Annotated in this window: 16 protein-coding genes; 11 read left to right on the top strand and 5 right to left on the bottom strand. The window is 70.2% G+C overall.

The features are described 5' to 3' along the window. Window positions 1-15 precede the first annotated feature (15 nt). Window positions 16-927, bottom strand: a complete 912-nt coding sequence (locus ACIBK4_RS13470; protein WP_398994783.1) for a LysR family transcriptional regulator — start codon at window positions 925-927, stop codon at window positions 16-18. A gap of 137 nt (window positions 928-1,064) precedes the next feature. Here ACIBK4_RS13470 and ACIBK4_RS13465 point away from each other — a divergent pair, with 137 nt between their 5' ends. From ACIBK4_RS13465 to ACIBK4_RS13440, 6 genes are all read left to right on the top strand, one after another. Then, complete coding sequence (locus ACIBK4_RS13465) at window positions 1,065-1,148, top strand: putative leader peptide (protein WP_351305882.1); 84 nt, start codon at window positions 1,065-1,067, stop codon at window positions 1,146-1,148. A gap of 121 nt (window positions 1,149-1,269) precedes the next feature. Continuing rightward, window positions 1,270-2,391: a dimethylsulfone monooxygenase SfnG gene (sfnG, locus tag ACIBK4_RS13460; protein ID WP_398994782.1), complete on the top strand. Its 1,122-nt coding sequence runs from the start codon at window positions 1,270-1,272 to the stop codon at window positions 2,389-2,391. Window positions 2,392-2,421: 30 nt separating this feature from the next. Beyond that, the gene (locus ACIBK4_RS13455) at window positions 2,422-3,639 is read left to right on the top strand and encodes an acyl-CoA dehydrogenase family protein (protein WP_398994781.1); all 1,218 of its coding nucleotides are present in this window, start codon (window positions 2,422-2,424) and stop codon (window positions 3,637-3,639) included. Between the two features lie 61 nt (window positions 3,640-3,700). Continuing rightward, window positions 3,701-4,255, top strand: coding sequence for an NADPH-dependent FMN reductase (gene ssuE, locus ACIBK4_RS13450; protein WP_398994780.1), 555 nt, complete (start codon window positions 3,701-3,703; stop codon window positions 4,253-4,255). Window positions 4,256-4,260: 5 nt separating this feature from the next. After that, the gene (locus ACIBK4_RS13445) at window positions 4,261-5,457 is read left to right on the top strand and encodes an SfnB family sulfur acquisition oxidoreductase (RefSeq protein ID WP_398994779.1); all 1,197 of its coding nucleotides are present in this window, start codon (window positions 4,261-4,263) and stop codon (window positions 5,455-5,457) included. Window positions 5,458-5,493: 36 nt separating this feature from the next. Next, a complete protein-coding gene (locus tag ACIBK4_RS13440) occupies window positions 5,494-6,639 on the top strand; it encodes an LLM class flavin-dependent oxidoreductase (protein WP_398994778.1) in 1,146 nt (381 codons plus the stop codon). A 66-nt stretch (window positions 6,640-6,705) separates the two neighbouring features. Here the strand turns inward: ACIBK4_RS13440 and ACIBK4_RS13435 are convergent, their stop codons facing one another. The 4 genes from ACIBK4_RS13435 to ACIBK4_RS13420 form a co-directional block, all read right to left on the bottom strand. Next, window positions 6,706-7,938: a GNAT family N-acetyltransferase gene (locus ACIBK4_RS13435; RefSeq protein ID WP_398994777.1), complete on the bottom strand. Its 1,233-nt coding sequence runs from the start codon at window positions 7,936-7,938 to the stop codon at window positions 6,706-6,708. Between the two features lie 85 nt (window positions 7,939-8,023). Continuing rightward, window positions 8,024-9,055, bottom strand: a complete 1,032-nt coding sequence (locus ACIBK4_RS13430; RefSeq protein WP_398994776.1) for an acyl-CoA dehydrogenase family protein — start codon at window positions 9,053-9,055, stop codon at window positions 8,024-8,026. 90 nt (window positions 9,056-9,145) lie between these two features. Then, window positions 9,146-10,843 carry a hypothetical protein gene (locus ACIBK4_RS13425; protein WP_366430573.1) on the bottom strand — a complete coding sequence of 566 codons (1,698 nt, stop codon included), beginning with the start codon at window positions 10,841-10,843 and terminating at the stop codon, window positions 9,146-9,148. 213 nt (window positions 10,844-11,056) lie between these two features. Beyond that, a complete protein-coding gene (locus ACIBK4_RS13420) occupies window positions 11,057-12,139 on the bottom strand; it encodes a substrate-binding domain-containing protein (RefSeq protein ID WP_398994775.1) in 1,083 nt (360 codons plus the stop codon). Between the two features lie 111 nt (window positions 12,140-12,250). Here ACIBK4_RS13420 and ACIBK4_RS13415 point away from each other — a divergent pair, with 111 nt between their 5' ends. The 5 genes from ACIBK4_RS13415 (at window position 12,251) to ACIBK4_RS13395 (ending at window position 16,256) form a co-directional block, all read left to right on the top strand. After that, window positions 12,251-12,739 carry a MarR family winged helix-turn-helix transcriptional regulator gene (locus ACIBK4_RS13415; RefSeq protein WP_398994774.1) on the top strand — a complete coding sequence of 163 codons (489 nt, stop codon included), beginning with the start codon at window positions 12,251-12,253 and terminating at the stop codon, window positions 12,737-12,739. Window positions 12,740-12,762: 23 nt separating this feature from the next. After that, window positions 12,763-13,176, top strand: coding sequence for a DUF6193 family natural product biosynthesis protein (locus ACIBK4_RS13410; protein ID WP_398994773.1), 414 nt, complete (start codon window positions 12,763-12,765; stop codon window positions 13,174-13,176). A gap of 92 nt (window positions 13,177-13,268) precedes the next feature. Next, window positions 13,269-13,625, top strand: coding sequence for a YciI family protein (locus ACIBK4_RS13405; RefSeq protein WP_398994772.1), 357 nt, complete (start codon window positions 13,269-13,271; stop codon window positions 13,623-13,625). Further along, window positions 13,625-14,821, top strand: coding sequence for an RNA polymerase sigma factor (locus ACIBK4_RS13400; RefSeq protein WP_398994771.1), 1,197 nt, complete (start codon window positions 13,625-13,627; stop codon window positions 14,819-14,821). Before ACIBK4_RS13405 ends, ACIBK4_RS13400 begins: the two co-directional genes overlap by 1 nt. A gap of 55 nt (window positions 14,822-14,876) precedes the next feature. Then, window positions 14,877-16,256 carry an aldehyde dehydrogenase family protein gene (locus ACIBK4_RS13395; protein ID WP_398994770.1) on the top strand — a complete coding sequence of 460 codons (1,380 nt, stop codon included), beginning with the start codon at window positions 14,877-14,879 and terminating at the stop codon, window positions 16,254-16,256. The last annotated feature ends 12 nt before the right edge of the window (window positions 16,257-16,268 follow it).

The following is a 16,268-nucleotide window of genomic DNA, read 5'->3' as shown; positions in this document are numbered from 1 at the left end:
CGTACGGCCACGGCTTCAGGCGCGTGTTCCGCTCAGCTCCCTTGCCCGCCGTACGAACGCCTCGTACAGGTCTCCGGCCGCCTGCGGTACGGAGTCCGCGCGGCGGCGGCGCAGCATCAGCAGGACGCGGGCCGTGTCGCCGGTGATCGGGCGGTAGGTGATCGCGCCGAGTCGCTCCAGCGGGTCCCCGATCACGCTGAAGTCGGGCAGGACCGTCGCCCCGAGCCCCTCCGCGACCATGAGCTTGCCCATCTCGGCGCCGTCGGTCGAGTACGCGAAGGCCGGTCCCCGACCGTCGAGCAGCCGGTGGACGTAGCGGTGCATGACATAGCCGGACCGCATGCCGATCAGCGGCTCGGTGAGAAGCTCGTCCACCGTGACCGTCGGCCGGGACGCCAGCGGGCTGTCGGGGCGCATGCACACCACCGGCAGCCCGGACAGCAGCTCGGTGGACTCGAAGTCGGCCGGCATGTCGTCGCCGTCGAGGTGATTGACCAGGCCGAGATCGAAGCCGCCCTCCGACAACGCCCGGTGGATGTCGGTCTGTTGGGCGCCGACCACCTCGACCTGGGTGAGCGGATGCGAGGCGCGGAACTCGCGGACGACGGGAAGCAGCAGCGGCACGGTCGCCGCGTTGACCGTGCCCACGCGCACCATGCGGCTGATCCGGTGCTGCTCGCCCGCCGCCGCCCGCAGCCGGTCCACCGCGTCCAGTACGTCGACGATCTTCGGCAGCAGTTCCCGGCCCTCCGCGCTCATCGTCGCGCCGGACCGTTTGCGCTCCAGGAGGTCGACGCCGAGTTCGCGTTCGAGGTTGCGCACGGTCTCGCTCAACGCGGGCTGTGACAGGCGCAGTTCCTCGGCGGCCCGGCGCAGGGAGCCGAGCCGGGTGACGGCCGCTATGTATTCCAGCTGTTCGGTCCGCATGCCCGCAGAATGCGGCCGATTTCCCGCGCTGTTCAAGGGTTTCCCTGTCACACGTTCGTGAAATTCAATGGTCCGCGATACGAGACCGGTCGGGTTTTCCTTGACGGTCCCCGCAGGCGGCTGCCACGATCGACGGCATGATGATGCGACTGGACCTCACGCGGCGACGCCATGTCGACCTCGCGCGCGTCTCCAGCGCCTCCTGTTGCACCGCGGCCTGATCCCCGTCACCTCCGTCCTGTGATCCGCCGCCCACTTTTCACTCCCGCCCGATAATTCGCCGGATATCGCTCCGGCTGGATTCGGCGTGCCCGAAAACGCATTCCGCAACAGGAGTTCCGCATGCCCGCAGAGCCCGTGAAATTCGCCTACTGGGTCCCCAATGTCAGCGGGGGGCTCGTCACCAGCAAGATCGAGCAACGCACCGACTGGGGCTACGAGTACAACCGTGAACTCGCCGTCCTCGCCGAGAACAACGGCTTCGAGTACGCACTCAGCCAGGTCCGCTACATGGCCAGCTACGGCGCCGAGTTCCAGCACGAGTCGACCAGCTTCAGCCTCGCGCTCCTCCTCGCCACCCAACGCCTCAAGGTCATCGCAGCCGTCCACCCCGGCCTGTGGCACCCGGGCGTCCTCGCCAAACTCGGCGCCACCGCCGACCACTTGTCGAACGGCCGCTTCGCCGTCAACGTCGTCTCCGGCTGGTTCAAGGGCGAGTTCACCGCGCTCGGCGAACCCTGGCTGGAGCACGACGAGCGCTACCGCCGCTCCGAGGAGTTCATCCAGGCCCTGCGCCAGATCTGGACCGAGGACCACACCGAACTCGCCGGTGACTTCTACCGGTTGCGCGACTTCTCCCTCAAGCCCAAGCCCCTCAACACCCCCGAGCGCCCGCACCCGGAGATCTTCCAGGGCGGCAACTCCACCGCCGCCCGCGCGATGGCCGGCCGCGTCTCCGACTGGTACTTCTCCAACGGCAAGGACTTCGACGGCGTCACCGAACAGCTCGCCGACGTACGCCACTCCGCCGCCCAAGTCGGGCGCACAGCACCGAAGTTCGGCCTCAATGGCTTCCTCATCGCCCGCGACACCGAGGCCGAGGCACGTGACACACTCCGCGAGATCGTCGCCAAGGCCGACCGTGAGGCCGTCGAGGGCTTCGGGGCCGCGGTGAAACAGGCCGGGCAGTCCTCGGCCGACGGCAAGGGCATGTGGCAGGACTCCACGTTCGAGGACCTCGTGCAGTACAACGACGGGTTCCGTACGGGACTCATCGGCACCCCGGAGCAGATCGCCGAACGGATCGTCGCCTACAAGAAGTTGGGCGTCGACCTTCTCCTGCTCGGCTTCCTGCACTACCACGAGGAGGTGGAGTACTTCGGCAAGCGGGTGCTGCCGCTGGTGCGTGAACTGGAAGCCCAACTCCCGGACTCCGAGCCCGAGTCCGTCTCTGTCCACGCCTGAGCGCCCCCACCGCGAAAGAGGTCGTCCGACATGAGCACCGTCACGCCCACCGACTGGCAGACCCGCCCGGCCCCGCAGTCCGCCCAGGACTGGATCGCCCGCGCCGCCGAGGTCGCCGCCCTCCTCGACACCGACGCCGCCGCCCGAGACCGGGCCGGCGCCACCCCGTACGCCGAGGTCCAACTCCTCAAGGACTCCGGCCTCGTCACCCTGCTCGGCCCCACGGAGCACGGCGGCGGAGCCCAGGACTGGCCCACCGCCTACCGCGTCGTCCGCGAGATCGCCAAGACCGACGGCTCCATCGGCCAACTCCTCGGCTACCACTACCTCTGGAACTGGGCCGCCCGTCTCGTCGGCACCCGCGAACAGTGGGAGCACGTCGAGGCCGAAGCCGCCCGCAACCAGTGGTTCTTCGGCGGGGCCGTCAACCCGCGCGACAAGGACGTCACCGTCACCGAGGACGGCGACGACCTCGTCTTCACCGGCCGCAAGTCCTTCTCCACCGGAAGCAAGGTCTCCGACGTCACCGTCCTCGAAGGCGTCCTGGAAGGCACCGACCAGCACGTCTTCGCCATCGTGCCCTCCGACAGCGAGGGCCTGACCTTCCTCGACGACTGGGACAACATCGGCCAGCGCCTCACCGAGAGCGGCGGCGTCATCCTCGACGGCGTCCGCACCCCGTGGTCCTCGGCGGCCGGTTACGTCGACAAGGAATTCCGGCCGCGCACGTACAACACGCTCAACGTCCCGACCATCCAACTCGTCTTCGTCAACTTCTACTTGGGCATCGCCGCCGGCGCCCTGGAGACGGCCGCCATCTACACCCGCACCAAGGCCCGCTCGTGGCTCCACGGCGGCTACGAGCGCGCCGTCGACGAGCCCTACGTCATCGACACCTACGGCGACCTCACCGCGAAGCTCTGGGCGGTCGAGGCCCTCGCCGACACCGTCGCCGCCGAGGGGCAGCAGTTGCACGACGACCCCGACGCCGTCACCGAGAAGACACGCGGCGACTTCGAGGTACGGGTCGCCGCGGTGAAGGCACGCGCCACCGACGTCGCCCTGGAGATCGGCAACCGCATCTTCGAGGTCACCGGCGCCCGCTCCACCGCCACCTCGGAAGGTCTCGACCGGTTCTGGCGCAACGTCCGCACCCACACCCTGCACGACCCTGTCGCCTACAAGCGGCGCGAGGTCGGCCGCTGGGTCCTTGAGGGCGAACTGCCCGAACCCACCTGGTACTCCTGACCGAACTGCCCTGGGGCGCCCGCCGGTTGAGCGGGCGCCCCGCCTCCCCGAAAGAGGACCCATGGCCACCGTCCTGTCCGTCTCCGGCAGCCCCTCCGTCTCCTCCCGCACGAATCGCCTGCTACGGCACCTGGACAAGCGGCTGATCGCCCAGGGCCACGAGGTGATCCCGCTCGACGTGCGCACCATCCCCGCCGAGGCCCTGCTCGGCGCGGACTTCCGCCACCCGGCTATCGTCGAGGCCACCGAACTCTTCGCCCGCGCCGACGGAGTGGTCGTAGGCACCCCCGTCTACAAGGCCTCCTACTCCGGAGTCCTCAAGGCGCTGCTCGACCTGCTGCCGCAGTACGCCCTCACCGGCAAGACCGTGCTGCCGCTCGCCACCGGTGGGTCCACCGCCCATGTGCTCGCCATCGACTACGCGCTCCGGCCGGTGCTCAACTCCATGGGCGCGGCCCACATAGTCCAGGGCTGGTTCACCCTCGACAAGGACATCACCGCCCACGAGGACGGCTCGCTCACCGTCGCCCCGGCCGCCGGCGAGGCGCTCACGCAGGTGGTGGACCAGTTCTCGGCGGCCCTCGGCCGTACCCCGCTCCTGGCCGCGGCGAGCTGACCACCATGACCCACCGTGCGACCGCCCACGTGATCGCGAACGACGCCGAGGCCCTCGCGCTCGCCGCCGTGCTGGCCGACGAGTTCCGGGCGGGAGCCTCGGCGCGCGACACCGAACGCAGGCTCCCGCGCGCCGAGTTGGACCGGCTCTCCGACTCCGGACTGCTCGCGGTCACCGTGCCCGCCGGCCACGGCGGCGCCGACGTCAGCGCGGAGACCCTCGCCGAGATCTTCCGTCTCCTCGGCTCGGCCGACGGCAGCCTCGCCCAGATCCCGCAGAGCCACTTCGCCTACGTCAACGTGATCCGCCGTCAGGGGACCCCGGACCAGCAGAAGTTCTTCTTCGCCGAACTGCTGGCCGGTCGCCGCTTCGGCAACGCCCAGTCCGAGGCCGGCACCAAACACGTCCAGGACATCCGCACCCGCCTGACCCGCCAACCCGACGGCTCCTACCGACTGACCGGCGTCAAGCACTACTCCACCGGCGCCCTGTTCGCCGACTGGATCCCCGTCCTCGCCCGCACCGAGGACGACAACCTCCATGTCGCGTACGTCCCCAGCGACGCCGAGGGCGTCACGGTCGTCGACGACTGGGACGGAATGGGCCAGCGTACGACGGCCAGCGGTACCGTCCGCCTGGAGGCGGTCGCCGTCCCCGCCGACCGGGTCCTGCCGCACCACCTCACCTTCGGGGGACCCCAACTCCACGGCGCCGTGGCCCAGTTGCTGCACGCTGCCATCGACGCCGGCATCGCCGGGGGAGCGCTGGCCGAGGCCGCGGAGTTCGTGCGGACGAAGAGCCGGCCCTGGTTCGAGAGCGGGGTCGAGACCGCCGCCGAGGACCCGCTGCTGATCCAGCGGTTCGGTGAACTCGCCATCCAGGTAAGGGCGTCCGAGGCCCTGCTGATCCAGGCGGCCAAGGCCGTGGACGCGGCGCGTGCCGACCTCGACGACGACTCGGCGGCGGAGGCGTCCATCGCGGTGGCGGCGGCGAAGGTGCACGCGGCGCAGACGGCCGTAGAGGTGGCGGGGGCACTGTTCGAGGTGTCGGGCACCCGCTCGGCCCTCAACTCGCTGAACCTGCACCGGCATTGGCGGGACGCCCGCACCCACACCCTGCACGACCCGGCCCGCTGGAAGATCCAGCACATCGGCCGCTACGTACTGAACGGCACCAGGCCGCCCCGCCACGGCCTCCTCTAACTCCCTCGCAGGACAGACCGGATCGGAGAACCCCACGTGTCCCTCACCTTCCACTGGTTCCTCCCCACCAACGGGGACAGCCGCCATGTCGTGGGCGGCGGTCACGGCACCCCCGCCACCGCCTCCGGCCGGGACCGGCCGCCGACGGTCGCCTACCTCAGCCAGATCGCCCGCGCGGCGGAGGACCTCGGCTTCGTGGGGGCCCTCACGCCCACCGGCGCCTGGTGCGAGGACGCGTGGCTCACCACCGCGATGGTCAGCCAGAACACCGAACGCCTGAAGTTCCTGGTCGCCTTCCGGCCCGGCTTCGTCTCACCGACGCTCGCCGCGCAGATGGCGTCCACGTTCCAACGGCAGAGCGGCGGACGCCTGCTCCTCAACGTCGTCACCGGCGGCGAGAGCCACGAGCAGCGGGCCTACGGGGACTTCCTCGACAAGGACGACCGTTACCGCCGCACCGGCGAATTCCTGGAGATCGTACGGCAGTTGTGGGACGGGAAGACCGTCGATCTGGCCGGTGAGCATCTGCGCGTCGAAGAGGCGAAGTTGGCGAGACTGCCCGACCCGGTGCCCGAGGTGTACTTCGGGGGATCGTCGCCCATCGCGGGGGAGATCGCCGCCAAGTATGTGGACGTATACCTGACTTGGGGTGAGCCTCCGGCCCAGGTCGCCGAAAAGATCGCCTGGATCCGGGAGTTGGCGGCGAGGCAGGGCCGGACGCTCCGTTTCGGCATCCGGCTGCACGTCATCACGCGTGACACCTCTGCGGAGGCCTGGGCCGAGGCGAACCGGCTGCTCGACGGGTTCGACCCCGAGACTGTGAAGTCCGTGCAGGCGGGGCTTGCCCGGAGCGAGTCCGAGGGGCAGCAGCGGATGCTCGCGCTGCACGGCGGCGGGAGCCGGGACGGGCTGGAGATCCACCCCAACCTGTGGGCCGGGATCGGGCTCGTGCGGGGTGGGGCGGGGACCGCGCTGGTCGGCAGCCACGAGGAGGTCGCCGAGCGGATCAAGGAGTACGCGGCCCTGGGCATCGAGGAGTTCGTGCTGTCCGGGTATCCGCACCTGGAGGAGGCGTACTGGTTCGGGGAGGGCGTGCTGCCAAGGCTCGCGGCGGACGGGGTGTGGCGGCACCCTGTCGGTGAGCAGAAGGCTTCCGCGGCACAGGTGCCGTTCGCGAGTTGACGGGTGCCGAGCACGGCACAACTCCGCGTCCCTCGGGCGTCGTTGGCGGGCTCGGCGGGCGCGTGGTCAGAACCAGTGCAGGCAGTGCGGGCAACGGTCGGTGCGGAAGAGCGCGTCGGCCAGGGCGGCCGCGCCCGGGCGGTGGGCCCGGATGTGGCCGGCCCGCACGAGCGTGCTCGGGGCGGTGCCGCCGAGGTAGACCGAGCCCAGGTCGCACATGTCCAGGGAGAGGTCGGGCTCCCGGCCCGTCGGCACGCAGTCGGCCTTGCCGTCCCGGACGGTCAGCAGGTAGCGGCCGTGGTCGTCCAGGAACGGGTCGTCGACGGCGAGGACGATCTCGCCGTCCGCGAACCAGCCGCGCGCGGTCAGCGCACGCGGAACGTCAAGAAGCCGTACCCAGAGCCAGTCCGTGTCGCCGCTCACCTCACCGGCGCGGAAGTCCGCGAGCTGCAGTCGCAGCGGGTGCTGGGGCGGGACGTGCTTGAACACGACCTTGGAGACGAGGTCGTGGCCGAGCACGAACCGGGCCAGGGCCGTGAACACGGCGTCGTCGGTGGCGATGGTCTCGTCGACCGTCAGGGTCTTGCCCTCACCGATCGAGTAGCAGGCGTATCCGTCCGGCACGCCGTCGGCGTCCCGGTGGAGGGCGATGTAGCGCGGCGCCGGAGAGATCGGCGGCTGCCCCGCGCGCAGGTCCCACCAGCGGTGCGGCCGGGACAACGCGCCGGGCTGGGCGCGGCGGTAGCGGTCGTAGACCTCTTCCAGGATCTCGCCGCACTCGGCGCGACGCAGTACCTCGACCGTGCCGTTGTCCGCGACGACGGGTGGTGCGGGGGCCACTGCGCCAGCCCGGGGAACGGCGAGGGCGGCCTGATGGCGCGGCACCGTCAGCCGTGTCGTGTAGGTCGCCGGTCCGTAGCCGTACCTGCCGTAGATCGTGGCCTCGGAGGCCAGCAGCACGGAGAGGATCTCTCCCTGGGCCCGCAGTTCGGTGAGCTGATGCCGCATCATCGCGTTGAGCACGCCCTGGCGCCGGTGCGAGGGCAGGACGCCGACGGCGGTCACCCCGGGGGCCGGGACGAGGGTCTCGCCGGGCAGGGTGAGTTCGAAGGGGTACGTGGCCGCGGTGCCGACGGGTCGCCCGTCCGAGCTCAGGGCGAGCAGACAGCGGTCCATCTCCAGCGCCGACCACCACAGCCCGCCACCCTCGACCGGGGTTTCCGGGAAGAGCCCGAACGCGGCATGGACCGTGTCGACGAAGACGTCAAGGTCCTCGTCGGTCGTGGGACGGATCTCCATCGCTGCCGTGCCTCCCCGGATACCGGCACCACCACCCGTGGTGCCCCGCACAGTGCAGCGTCGCCCGGTGACCAGGTCAAGCGAATTACGGCCGGTCGGCCAGCGCCTTCAAGTGAGCCCGTCTCGATTCCGCCGTCTGGCCCTGAACGAGGAGGAACAGGGCCTCCCTCGCGAGACGTTGGGCCCTGTTCGTCAACGACAGTGATCTGCCGCCTCCGGCCACCACCGCTGCCGTCGTGGCCGCCATGAGGACCTCGTACGCCTGCGTCCGGAGCGACAGCCGCTCCTCCAAGTACTCATGCGGTACGGGGTGTTCGGCCAGGGCGTAGGCCTGCTCGCGTACGTCGTCGAGACGCGCGCGGATCGGTCCGGACGTGTCCTCGTCCAGCAGGGCGAGGGCTGCCTCCGTGACACCGAAGACGGCCGGTGACGCGTTCGTCGGTTTGGGGCGGTCGGTCTTCGCCCACTCCGCGTACGGCACGCGCAGGGCCACCGCGTCCTCTGGCAGCCACAGGCCGTCCAGCTCCAGGGACACCGTGCGGGACGCGGTGAGCGCGGCCAGGCGCATCGGGGCGGACGGACGGAGCCCCTCCTGTTCCCGCGCCTCCGTGAACGCGAAGAGCGCCTCGTCCGCGTCCGTCACCCCGGCGAGCAGCATCACGTCGTTCAGGCCCCAGCCTGTGTACCAGGGCACCGTCCCGTCGAAGCGCCAGCCGCCCTGCTCCCGCGTCACCCGTACCGGGATCCGGGGGTGCGCCCGCAGGTGTGCGTACGCCACCCCGGACATCAGCTCGCCTCGCGCGAGGGGGCCCAACAGGCGGTCCCGCACGGGGAGTTCGCTCTTCGTCAGGGTCAGTACCGGTGTGTGGTGCTGCGTCTGGACGAACCAGGTCGAGCAGCACGCTCCGGCCAGGATCTCCGCCGTCTCCCGGGCCACCGCGCCGGGTGCCGCCGAGCCGCCGTAGGCCACCGGTGCGCTCACGCCGAGCAGGCCGGACTGTTTGATCGCCTCGATGTGGCTCGCCGGGACGCCTTCCTGGTCGACCTGTTCGGCGTGCGGGGCGAGGAGGTCGTCCGCGAGGTGTCGGGCGCGGGAGACGAGGAGGTGGGAGGTCATGCGGGAGATTCTGCCGACGGGGAGGGCGGCGACGCGCGACGCTCCGGCCCGTGTCGTAGGAGACGGGCCGGAGCGGTGGGAGCGCGGGGGTCAGTCCGCCGAGCGGACGGCCGGCATCGCCAGGTCGACCGGGCCGGTGGCGCCGGGGGCGCTCTTGCAGGAGTCGTGGCAGTCCTTCTCCAGGCTGCAGCACAGGGAGCAGATCGGGCCGGAGTGGAAGGGGCAGTTCGCCACGTCGGGACGCTCGAAGTCCGTTGTGCAGACAGTGCAGTTGAGGATGACGGCCGAGGGGAGTCCGTCCGCGTCGAGCAGCGGCTCCGCCAGGTCGTCGAGGCGGGCGATGTAGTACTTGCCCTTCGTCAGCACCGCGAAGAGCGGGGAGAGGACCATCGCCAGGAACAGGGCGATGAAGGGGGAGTACGCCTTGGCGTAGTCGCCGAAGGCGTTGAAGTACGCGGCGATGGAGACCGCCGACGCGATGAGCATCGAGCCGAAGCCGACCGGGTTGAAGTTGTACAGGTGGGCGCGCTTGAACTCGATGTAGGACGGGCTGAGTTTGAGCGGCTTGTTGATGACGAGGTCGGCGACGACCGCGCCGATCCAGGCGATCGCCACGTTGGAGTAGAAGCCGAGCACCGTGTTGAGGAAGCCGAAGACGCCGCCCTCCATCAGGGCCAGCGCGATGCCGACGTTGAGGAAGATGTAGACCACGCGCCCCGGGTGACGGTGCGTCAGGCGGGAGAAGAAGTTCGACCAGGACAGCGAACCGGAGTACGCGTTCGTCGAGTTGATCTTCACCTGGGAGAGGATCACGAAGAACGTGGCGAGCCCGAGGGCGACCGGAGCGGCGAAGGTCTTGAAGCCGTGCACGTACTGCTGGATGGGCTCGTTGGCCTTGGCCAGGCCCACGCTGCCGGCGATGTAGAAGGCGAGGAACGCGCCGCCCATCTGCTTCGCCGCGCCGAGGACGACCCAGCCCGGACCGGCCGAAAGCACCGCGCCCCACCACTTCTTGGCGTTCTCGGGCGTCTTGTCGGGCATGAAGCGCAGGTAGTCGACCTGCTCACCGATCTGCGCGATCAGGGACAGGGCGACACCGGCACCCGCGCCGACGCCGAGCATGCTGATGCTGGAACCGGTGGGGGAGTTGCCCGCGAAGTGCGTGAACTGCGAGAACTTGCCCGGCTCCTGGATCGCGATGGACACGAACGGCGCGACCATCAGCACCAGCCACACCGGCTGCGTCCACACCTGCATCTTGGAGAGCGCGGTCATGCCGTAGATCACCAGCGGCAGGATGATCAGCGAGCAGATCAAGTAGCCGACGGCGAGCGGGATGTGCAGGCCCAGGTCCAGCGCCTGCGCCATGATCGAGCCCTCTAGGGCGAAGAAGATGAAGGTGAAGCTGGCGTAGATGACCGACGTCAGGGTCGAACCGAGGTAGCCGAAGCCGGCGCCGCGGGTCAACAGGTCCATGTCGATGGAGTACTTGGCGGAGTAGTACGAGATCGGGATGCCGGTGAGGAAGATCGTCACCGCCGCCGCGAGGATCGCCACCATGGCGCTGGAGAAGCCGTTCGAGATGGCGATGGAGCCGCCGATGGCGAAGTCGGCGAGGTACGCGATGCCGCCGAGAGCGGTGGTGGCCACCACGTACGGCGTCCAGCGGCGGAAGGACTTCGGCGCGTAGCGCAGCGAGTAGTCCTCCAGCGTGTCGTTCTTCGCCCAGTCGTTGTAGGTCCGTCCGGCTGCCGTTGCCGGCGCCTCTTTGTCGACGATCTCGGTCACGACTCTTCCCTCTTCCACGGGTGTGGGTCATCTCCCGGACGGCCCGGGGGAGTTGCACGGAAGAGTCACGCCGAATTGTTTCCCGTTCGTTTCGCCTCCTTTAAATGAGGAAGCTTTCGGAATTCTTTTGGGCGACGCGCGTAGATTGAATTGATGCTTCCTGTGGAAACTATTTTCAGGGGAAGGTAGTCTCGATCCGAGCAGGTGGGAAGGTCAGAGTTGGGCGACGATGTCGAAGTCGAAGGCGTCCGCCCGCGCCAGGTACAGCCGTTGGCGGAGGTGATTGCCGTGCAGACGCAGTACGCCCCGGGGGCCCTCGTACGAGACGGTGCCGCCCACCGCGCACATGGCGCCCACGTCGAGCGACCGCGCCCGCTCCGCCAGGGCCGCGAGCAGGCGTACGCCTTCGAAACACGACTCGCCGAGGCTGCCCACGACGGGTGCCTCCACGCCGAAGCGGGCCGCGTAACGCCCGCTGAAATCAAGGCTTTCGGCGGTCGCCAGGGTCTCGAAGTAGCCGGCCGCCGCCCACAGTCCCTCGGTCGCCTCGGCGCCGGTTGCCAGCAGGATGTTCTCGTCCATGTGCGTGCTCAGCCGCAGACACCGCTGGTGCAATCCGTGCGCGGCGAACGCCCGGTTGAAGCGCGCCGCGTCGTCCCCGACGAGCAGCATCAGGACGGCGTCCGCCTCGCAGCGCTCGATCCGCCGCAGCACCGGCTCGAACTCGTACGTCCCCAGCGGCACGAACGCCTCGCCCTGCACCCGGCCGCCGCAGTCCCGGGCGTAGCGGCGCGCGGCTCGGGCGGTCACCCTCGGCCACACGTAGTCGTTGCCGACGGTGCACCAGCGCCGTACGCCGGTCTCCTCGGCCAACAGCCGCATGGCGGGCAGGAGTTGGGCCGCGTCGGTCTCGCCGGTCAGGAACACGCCGGGGGTGCGCTCGCCGCCCTCGTACTGCGCGGTGTAGACGTACGGCACCCGGCCCGCGATGCGCGGCACCAGTGCCTTGCGGACCGCCGAGGTGTGCCAGCCGACGACCGCGTCGACCGCGCGCATCGACACCAACAGCTCGACCTCTGCGGCGACTTGCTCCGCCGGCGCGCCGCCGTCCACCACGACGAGACGGACCTCGCGGCCCAACACCCCGCCGGCGGCGTTGAGTTCCTCCACGGCGAGCTGCGCGGCCAGTTCGCAGGACGGGCCGAAGACGCCCGCCGGGCCTCGCAGGGGTACGACCAGGGCCACGACCAACGTCTTGACCGGGCCGCTGATCCGCCCGGGCGGCAGGGGATGCACCAGACCACCTCCGTGAGGGCATGAGGGCACGGAAACCGGGCCCGGCCCCGGCGCCCTCGCAGAGGCTCGTAATCTGAACCGCACAGTAGACCTACCGGAAGGACAGCGGCAATGTCGTCCGTACCGTCGCCGGCCCTCGCCCACCTGCTGAGTCACGCCGAGCGGCGCTTGGGCCTGCGCATGACCGCCGTACTGGCCGAGGAGAACTGCTCGGTCGAAGAGTGGCGCGTCCTGTCGATCATCGCCGACGGCAAGGGCCACCCGATGACCGAGATCGCCGACCAGGTACTGATGCCGGCGCCGAGCCTCACCAAACTGGTGGACCGGATGGTCGCCGACAACCTGGTCTACCGCCGCCCCGACAGCGCCGACCGCCGCCGCGTCCTGCTCCACCTCACCGCGCGCGGCCGCGCGCTCCACCAGCGCGCGGCTGATCGCCTCCTTGCCGATCAGACCCGGCTTCTCGGCGCGATCGACGACCGGGGAGACCTCGTACGACTGCTCGCCCGGCTCACGGCGGCGCTCGACCAGGAGCCTGCGGAGGGGACCGGGGACGGCGTCACGGACGGACCCGCGGCGAAAGTCCTGCCGGTGTCCTGAACAGGCCAAGGCAGGATGGGGGCATGGACAGGTATGCGGCAGCCGAAGTGGCTGTAGAAGCAGGCTGGCAGAAAGCGCGTGACGATGGACGTGTGCAGGCCGAGTTGCTGGAAGCGGCCTACGGGGAACCCCGCCTGCGGCGCTGGCTTCCCTGGGTCAGCATGGGAGAGCTGCACTTCAGCCGCTGCACGGAATATCCGTGGACCTGGGACATTCCCTACGTCCATCCCGCCATCGGCGGCCCCTACTTGGTCGCCGGTCCTCTCCGGAACCAGGTTGTGGGCCCGGCAGTCACAGCGGACGAGGCCATTGCCCGGGTGGTCCAGCACCTTCCGGCGGACTGGGGCCCTGCCTTCCTCGGGGACCGCGAAGCACTCGCGGCTCACGAGGCGGCAACACGGCGGGATCGGACGAGCGAGGGTCAGGAATCAAGCTGAGGCGCGGTGTCGATCCGGTGCCATGGCGTTCGTGTAGGAGGTGAGAGAACCCCCGGAGGGTTCGACAATCGCCTTACGCCCTGGAGGACGTCATGCCGCACTACCTGCTCAGCGTGATCACCCCGACCGACGGACAGATGCCCTCGCCCGAGGAGATGGCGGAGATCGGCCGCAAGCTGGAGATCTTCCACGACGAACTGCAGGCCGCCGGTGCCTGGGTGTTCGCCGGTGGGCTGCACGGGCCGGAGACCGCGACCGTGTTGCGGCCCAAGGACGGTGACGTGCTGATCACCGACGGGCCGTTCGCCGAGGGCAAGGAGTATCTGGGCGGGCTCTGCCTGATCAAGGCGGCCGATCTGGACGCGGCGCTGGAGTGGGGGAAGCGTGCGACCTGGGCGACCACGCTGCCCGTCGAGGTGCGGCCGTTCATGAACACGGCCGAGGCCTGATGCCGTTCGACACCGACATCGAGGCCGTCTTCCGTGCCGAGTACGGACGGGCGGTCTCGGTCCTGGTGCGCTTCCTCGGCGACATCGACCTCGCCGAGGAGGCCGTCCAGGACGCGTTCACCACGGCCGTACAGAAGTGGCCGGAGACCGGTGTCCCGCCGAGCCCGGCCGGGTGGATCATCACCACCGCCCGCAACCGCGCGATCGACCGGCTGCGCCGCGAGTCCTCGCGGGAGGCCCGCCACACCGAGGCCGCCCTGCTGTACGCGTCCGACGCGCCCGCCGAGGAGGGTCCCGTGCGCGACGACCGGCTCCGCCTGATCTTCACCTGCTGCCACCCCGCGCTCGCCACCCAGGCCCAGGTCGCGCTCACCCTGCGCCTGCTCGGCGGCCTCACCACCGCCCGGATCGCGCGCGCCTTCCTGGTCCCCGAACCGACGATGGCCCAGCGCCTGGTCCGCGCCAAGGCCAAGATCCGCGACGCGAGGATCCCGTACCGCGTGCCCCGCGACGCCGACCTCCCCGACCGCCTGAAGGGCGTCCTCGCCGTCGTCTACCTGATCTTCAACGAGGGCTACACGGACTCGCCGGAGCTGTGCGCGGAAGCCCTGCGCCTCGGCTGCCTCCTCTCCGAGCTGATGCCCGACGAGCCCGAGGTCACCGGCCTGCTCGCCCTGATGCTGCTCATCGAGTCACGCCGGGCCGCGCGGGAGGGCCCGGACGGTGCGCTGGTGCCGCTGCCCGAGCAGGACCGGGACCGGTGGGACGGCGAGCTGATCGCCGACGGCCAGTCACTCGTCCGGCGGTGCCTGCGGCTCAACAACCCCGGGCCGTACCAGATCCAGGCGGCGATCAACGCCGTACACAGTGACGCGCCGACCGCGGCCGCGACCGACTGGGGGCAGATCCTCCAGCTCTACGACCAGTTGACGGCCGTGGCCCCCAGCCCGGTCGTCGCCCTGAACCGGGCCGTCGCCGTCGCCGAGGTCGACGGACCGCGCAAGGCCCTCGACCTCGTGGACGCGCTGGACCTCGACGACTACCACGTCCTGCACGCGGTCCGGGCCGATCTGCTGCGCCGGCTGGGTCGCCACACCGAGGCTGTCGAGGAGTACGAGGCGGCCATCGCCCGCACCGGGAGCGCGGCCGAGCGCGGTTACCTGGAACGCCGGCGCCGGGAACTCGTCCGCATGTGACAGCCGCGAGGCGGAGGGTGACCATGGCCGCACCGGAATTTTTTCCGGTGCAAGAATGGTTGGCAATTACACCTGTCCGTCGAGAACCCCCACGCACCAGCAGCGAGGCACCGTGAACCAGTCCAGCCCCGAGCAGCCCGCCGACATCGTGGCCCGGCTGCGCGCCACCTTCCGCACCGGCCGCACCAAGCCCGTCGAGTGGCGCACCACCCAGCTGCGCCGCCTGCGCGACCTGCTCACGGAGCACGGCGACGACCTCGCCGCCGCCCTCCACGCCGACCTCGGCAAGAGCGCCGCCGAGTCCCAGCGCACCGAGATCGGCTTCACGGTCCGCGAGATCGACCACACCCTCGACCACCTTGAGGAATGGCTGCGCCCCGAGTCCGCCCCCGTACCGCCCCACCTCGGCACGGACACGACCGCCTGGACGCAGTACGACCCGCTCGGCGTCGTCCTCGTGATCGCGCCCTGGAACTATCCGCTCCAGCTGCTGCTGACCCCGGTCGTCGGCGCGCTCGCCTCCGGTGACGCGGTGGTCCTCAAGCCCAGCGAGATGGCCCCGGCCACCTCCGCCGCCATCGCCCGGCTGCTGCCCGAGTACCTCGACACCGACGCGGTCGCCGTCGTGGAGGGCGGGATCCCGGAGACCACGGCCCTGCTCGCCGAGCACTTCGACCACATCTTCTACACCGGCAACGGCGCCGTCGGCCGTATCGTCCTGCGCGCCGCCGCCGAGCACTTGACCCCGGTCGCCCTCGAACTCGGCGGCAAATCACCGGCGTTCGTCGACCGCGACGCCGATCTCGCCGTCGTGGCCGACCGGTTGGCGCGCGGCAAGTTCCTCAACGCCGGCCAGACCTGCGTCGCCCCCGACTATGTCCTGACCGACCCGGACACCGCCGCCGCGCTCGAACCGCTCCTCGTGAGCGCGGTCGAGAAGGTCTACGGCGCCGACCCGCAGACCTCCGGCGAGTACGGCCGCATCGTCAACGAACGCCACTTCGACCGGCTCGCCGGACTGCTCGACTCCGGCCGGGTCGTCGTCGGCGGGCGCAGCGACCGCGACGACAAGTACATCGCGCCGACCGTCCTCGCCGACGTGGACCCGAAGGCGCCCGTCATGGCGGAGGAGATCTTCGGCCCGATCCTGCCGATCGTCACCGTCCCCGACCTCGACGCGGCGATCACCTTCATCACCGACCGCGACAAGCCCCTCGCCCTCTACGTCTTCACCGACTCCGACGACACCCGCGCCCGCATCGCCGCCGAGACCTCCTCAGGCGCCATCGGCTACGGTCTCCCGCTCGCGCACCTCACCGTCTCCGACCTGCCGTTCGGCGGCGTCGGTGAGAGCGGCATGGGCAACTACCACGGCCGCTACTCCATCGAGACCTTCAGCCACCGCAAGGCCCTGCTGGAGAAGCCGCTGGTCTGACGGCAGGCTCCT

Source organism: Streptomyces sp. NPDC050528, from assembly GCF_044457795.1.
GTDB lineage: Bacteria > Actinomycetota > Actinomycetes > Streptomycetales > Streptomycetaceae > Streptomyces.
This window is presented reverse-complemented; position numbering and strand designations above follow the sequence as displayed.

Coding starts and splice junctions, on each gene's coding strand:
- ACIBK4_RS13405 (WP_398994772.1), top strand. CDS start 13,269: ATGCCGCACTACCTGCTCAGCGTGATCACCCCGACCGACGGACAGATG.
- ACIBK4_RS13465 (WP_351305882.1), top strand. CDS start 1,065: ATGATGATGCGACTGGACCTCACGCGGCGACGCCATGTCGACCTCGCG.
- ACIBK4_RS13470 (WP_398994783.1), bottom strand. CDS start 927: ATGCGGACCGAACAGCTGGAATACATAGCGGCCGTCACCCGGCTCGGC.
- ACIBK4_RS13415 (WP_398994774.1), top strand. CDS start 12,251: ATGTCGTCCGTACCGTCGCCGGCCCTCGCCCACCTGCTGAGTCACGCC.
- ACIBK4_RS13400 (WP_398994771.1), top strand. CDS start 13,625: ATGCCGTTCGACACCGACATCGAGGCCGTCTTCCGTGCCGAGTACGGA.
- ACIBK4_RS13395 (WP_398994770.1), top strand. CDS start 14,877: ATGGTTGGCAATTACACCTGTCCGTCGAGAACCCCCACGCACCAGCAG.
- ACIBK4_RS13410 (WP_398994773.1), top strand. CDS start 12,763: ATGGACAGGTATGCGGCAGCCGAAGTGGCTGTAGAAGCAGGCTGGCAG.
- sfnG (WP_398994782.1), top strand. CDS start 1,270: ATGCCCGCAGAGCCCGTGAAATTCGCCTACTGGGTCCCCAATGTCAGC.
- ssuE (WP_398994780.1), top strand. CDS start 3,701: ATGGCCACCGTCCTGTCCGTCTCCGGCAGCCCCTCCGTCTCCTCCCGC.
- ACIBK4_RS13445 (WP_398994779.1), top strand. CDS start 4,261: ATGACCCACCGTGCGACCGCCCACGTGATCGCGAACGACGCCGAGGCC.
- ACIBK4_RS13430 (WP_398994776.1), bottom strand. CDS start 9,055: ATGACCTCCCACCTCCTCGTCTCCCGCGCCCGACACCTCGCGGACGAC.
- ACIBK4_RS13435 (WP_398994777.1), bottom strand. CDS start 7,938: ATGGAGATCCGTCCCACGACCGACGAGGACCTTGACGTCTTCGTCGAC.
- ACIBK4_RS13455 (WP_398994781.1), top strand. CDS start 2,422: ATGAGCACCGTCACGCCCACCGACTGGCAGACCCGCCCGGCCCCGCAG.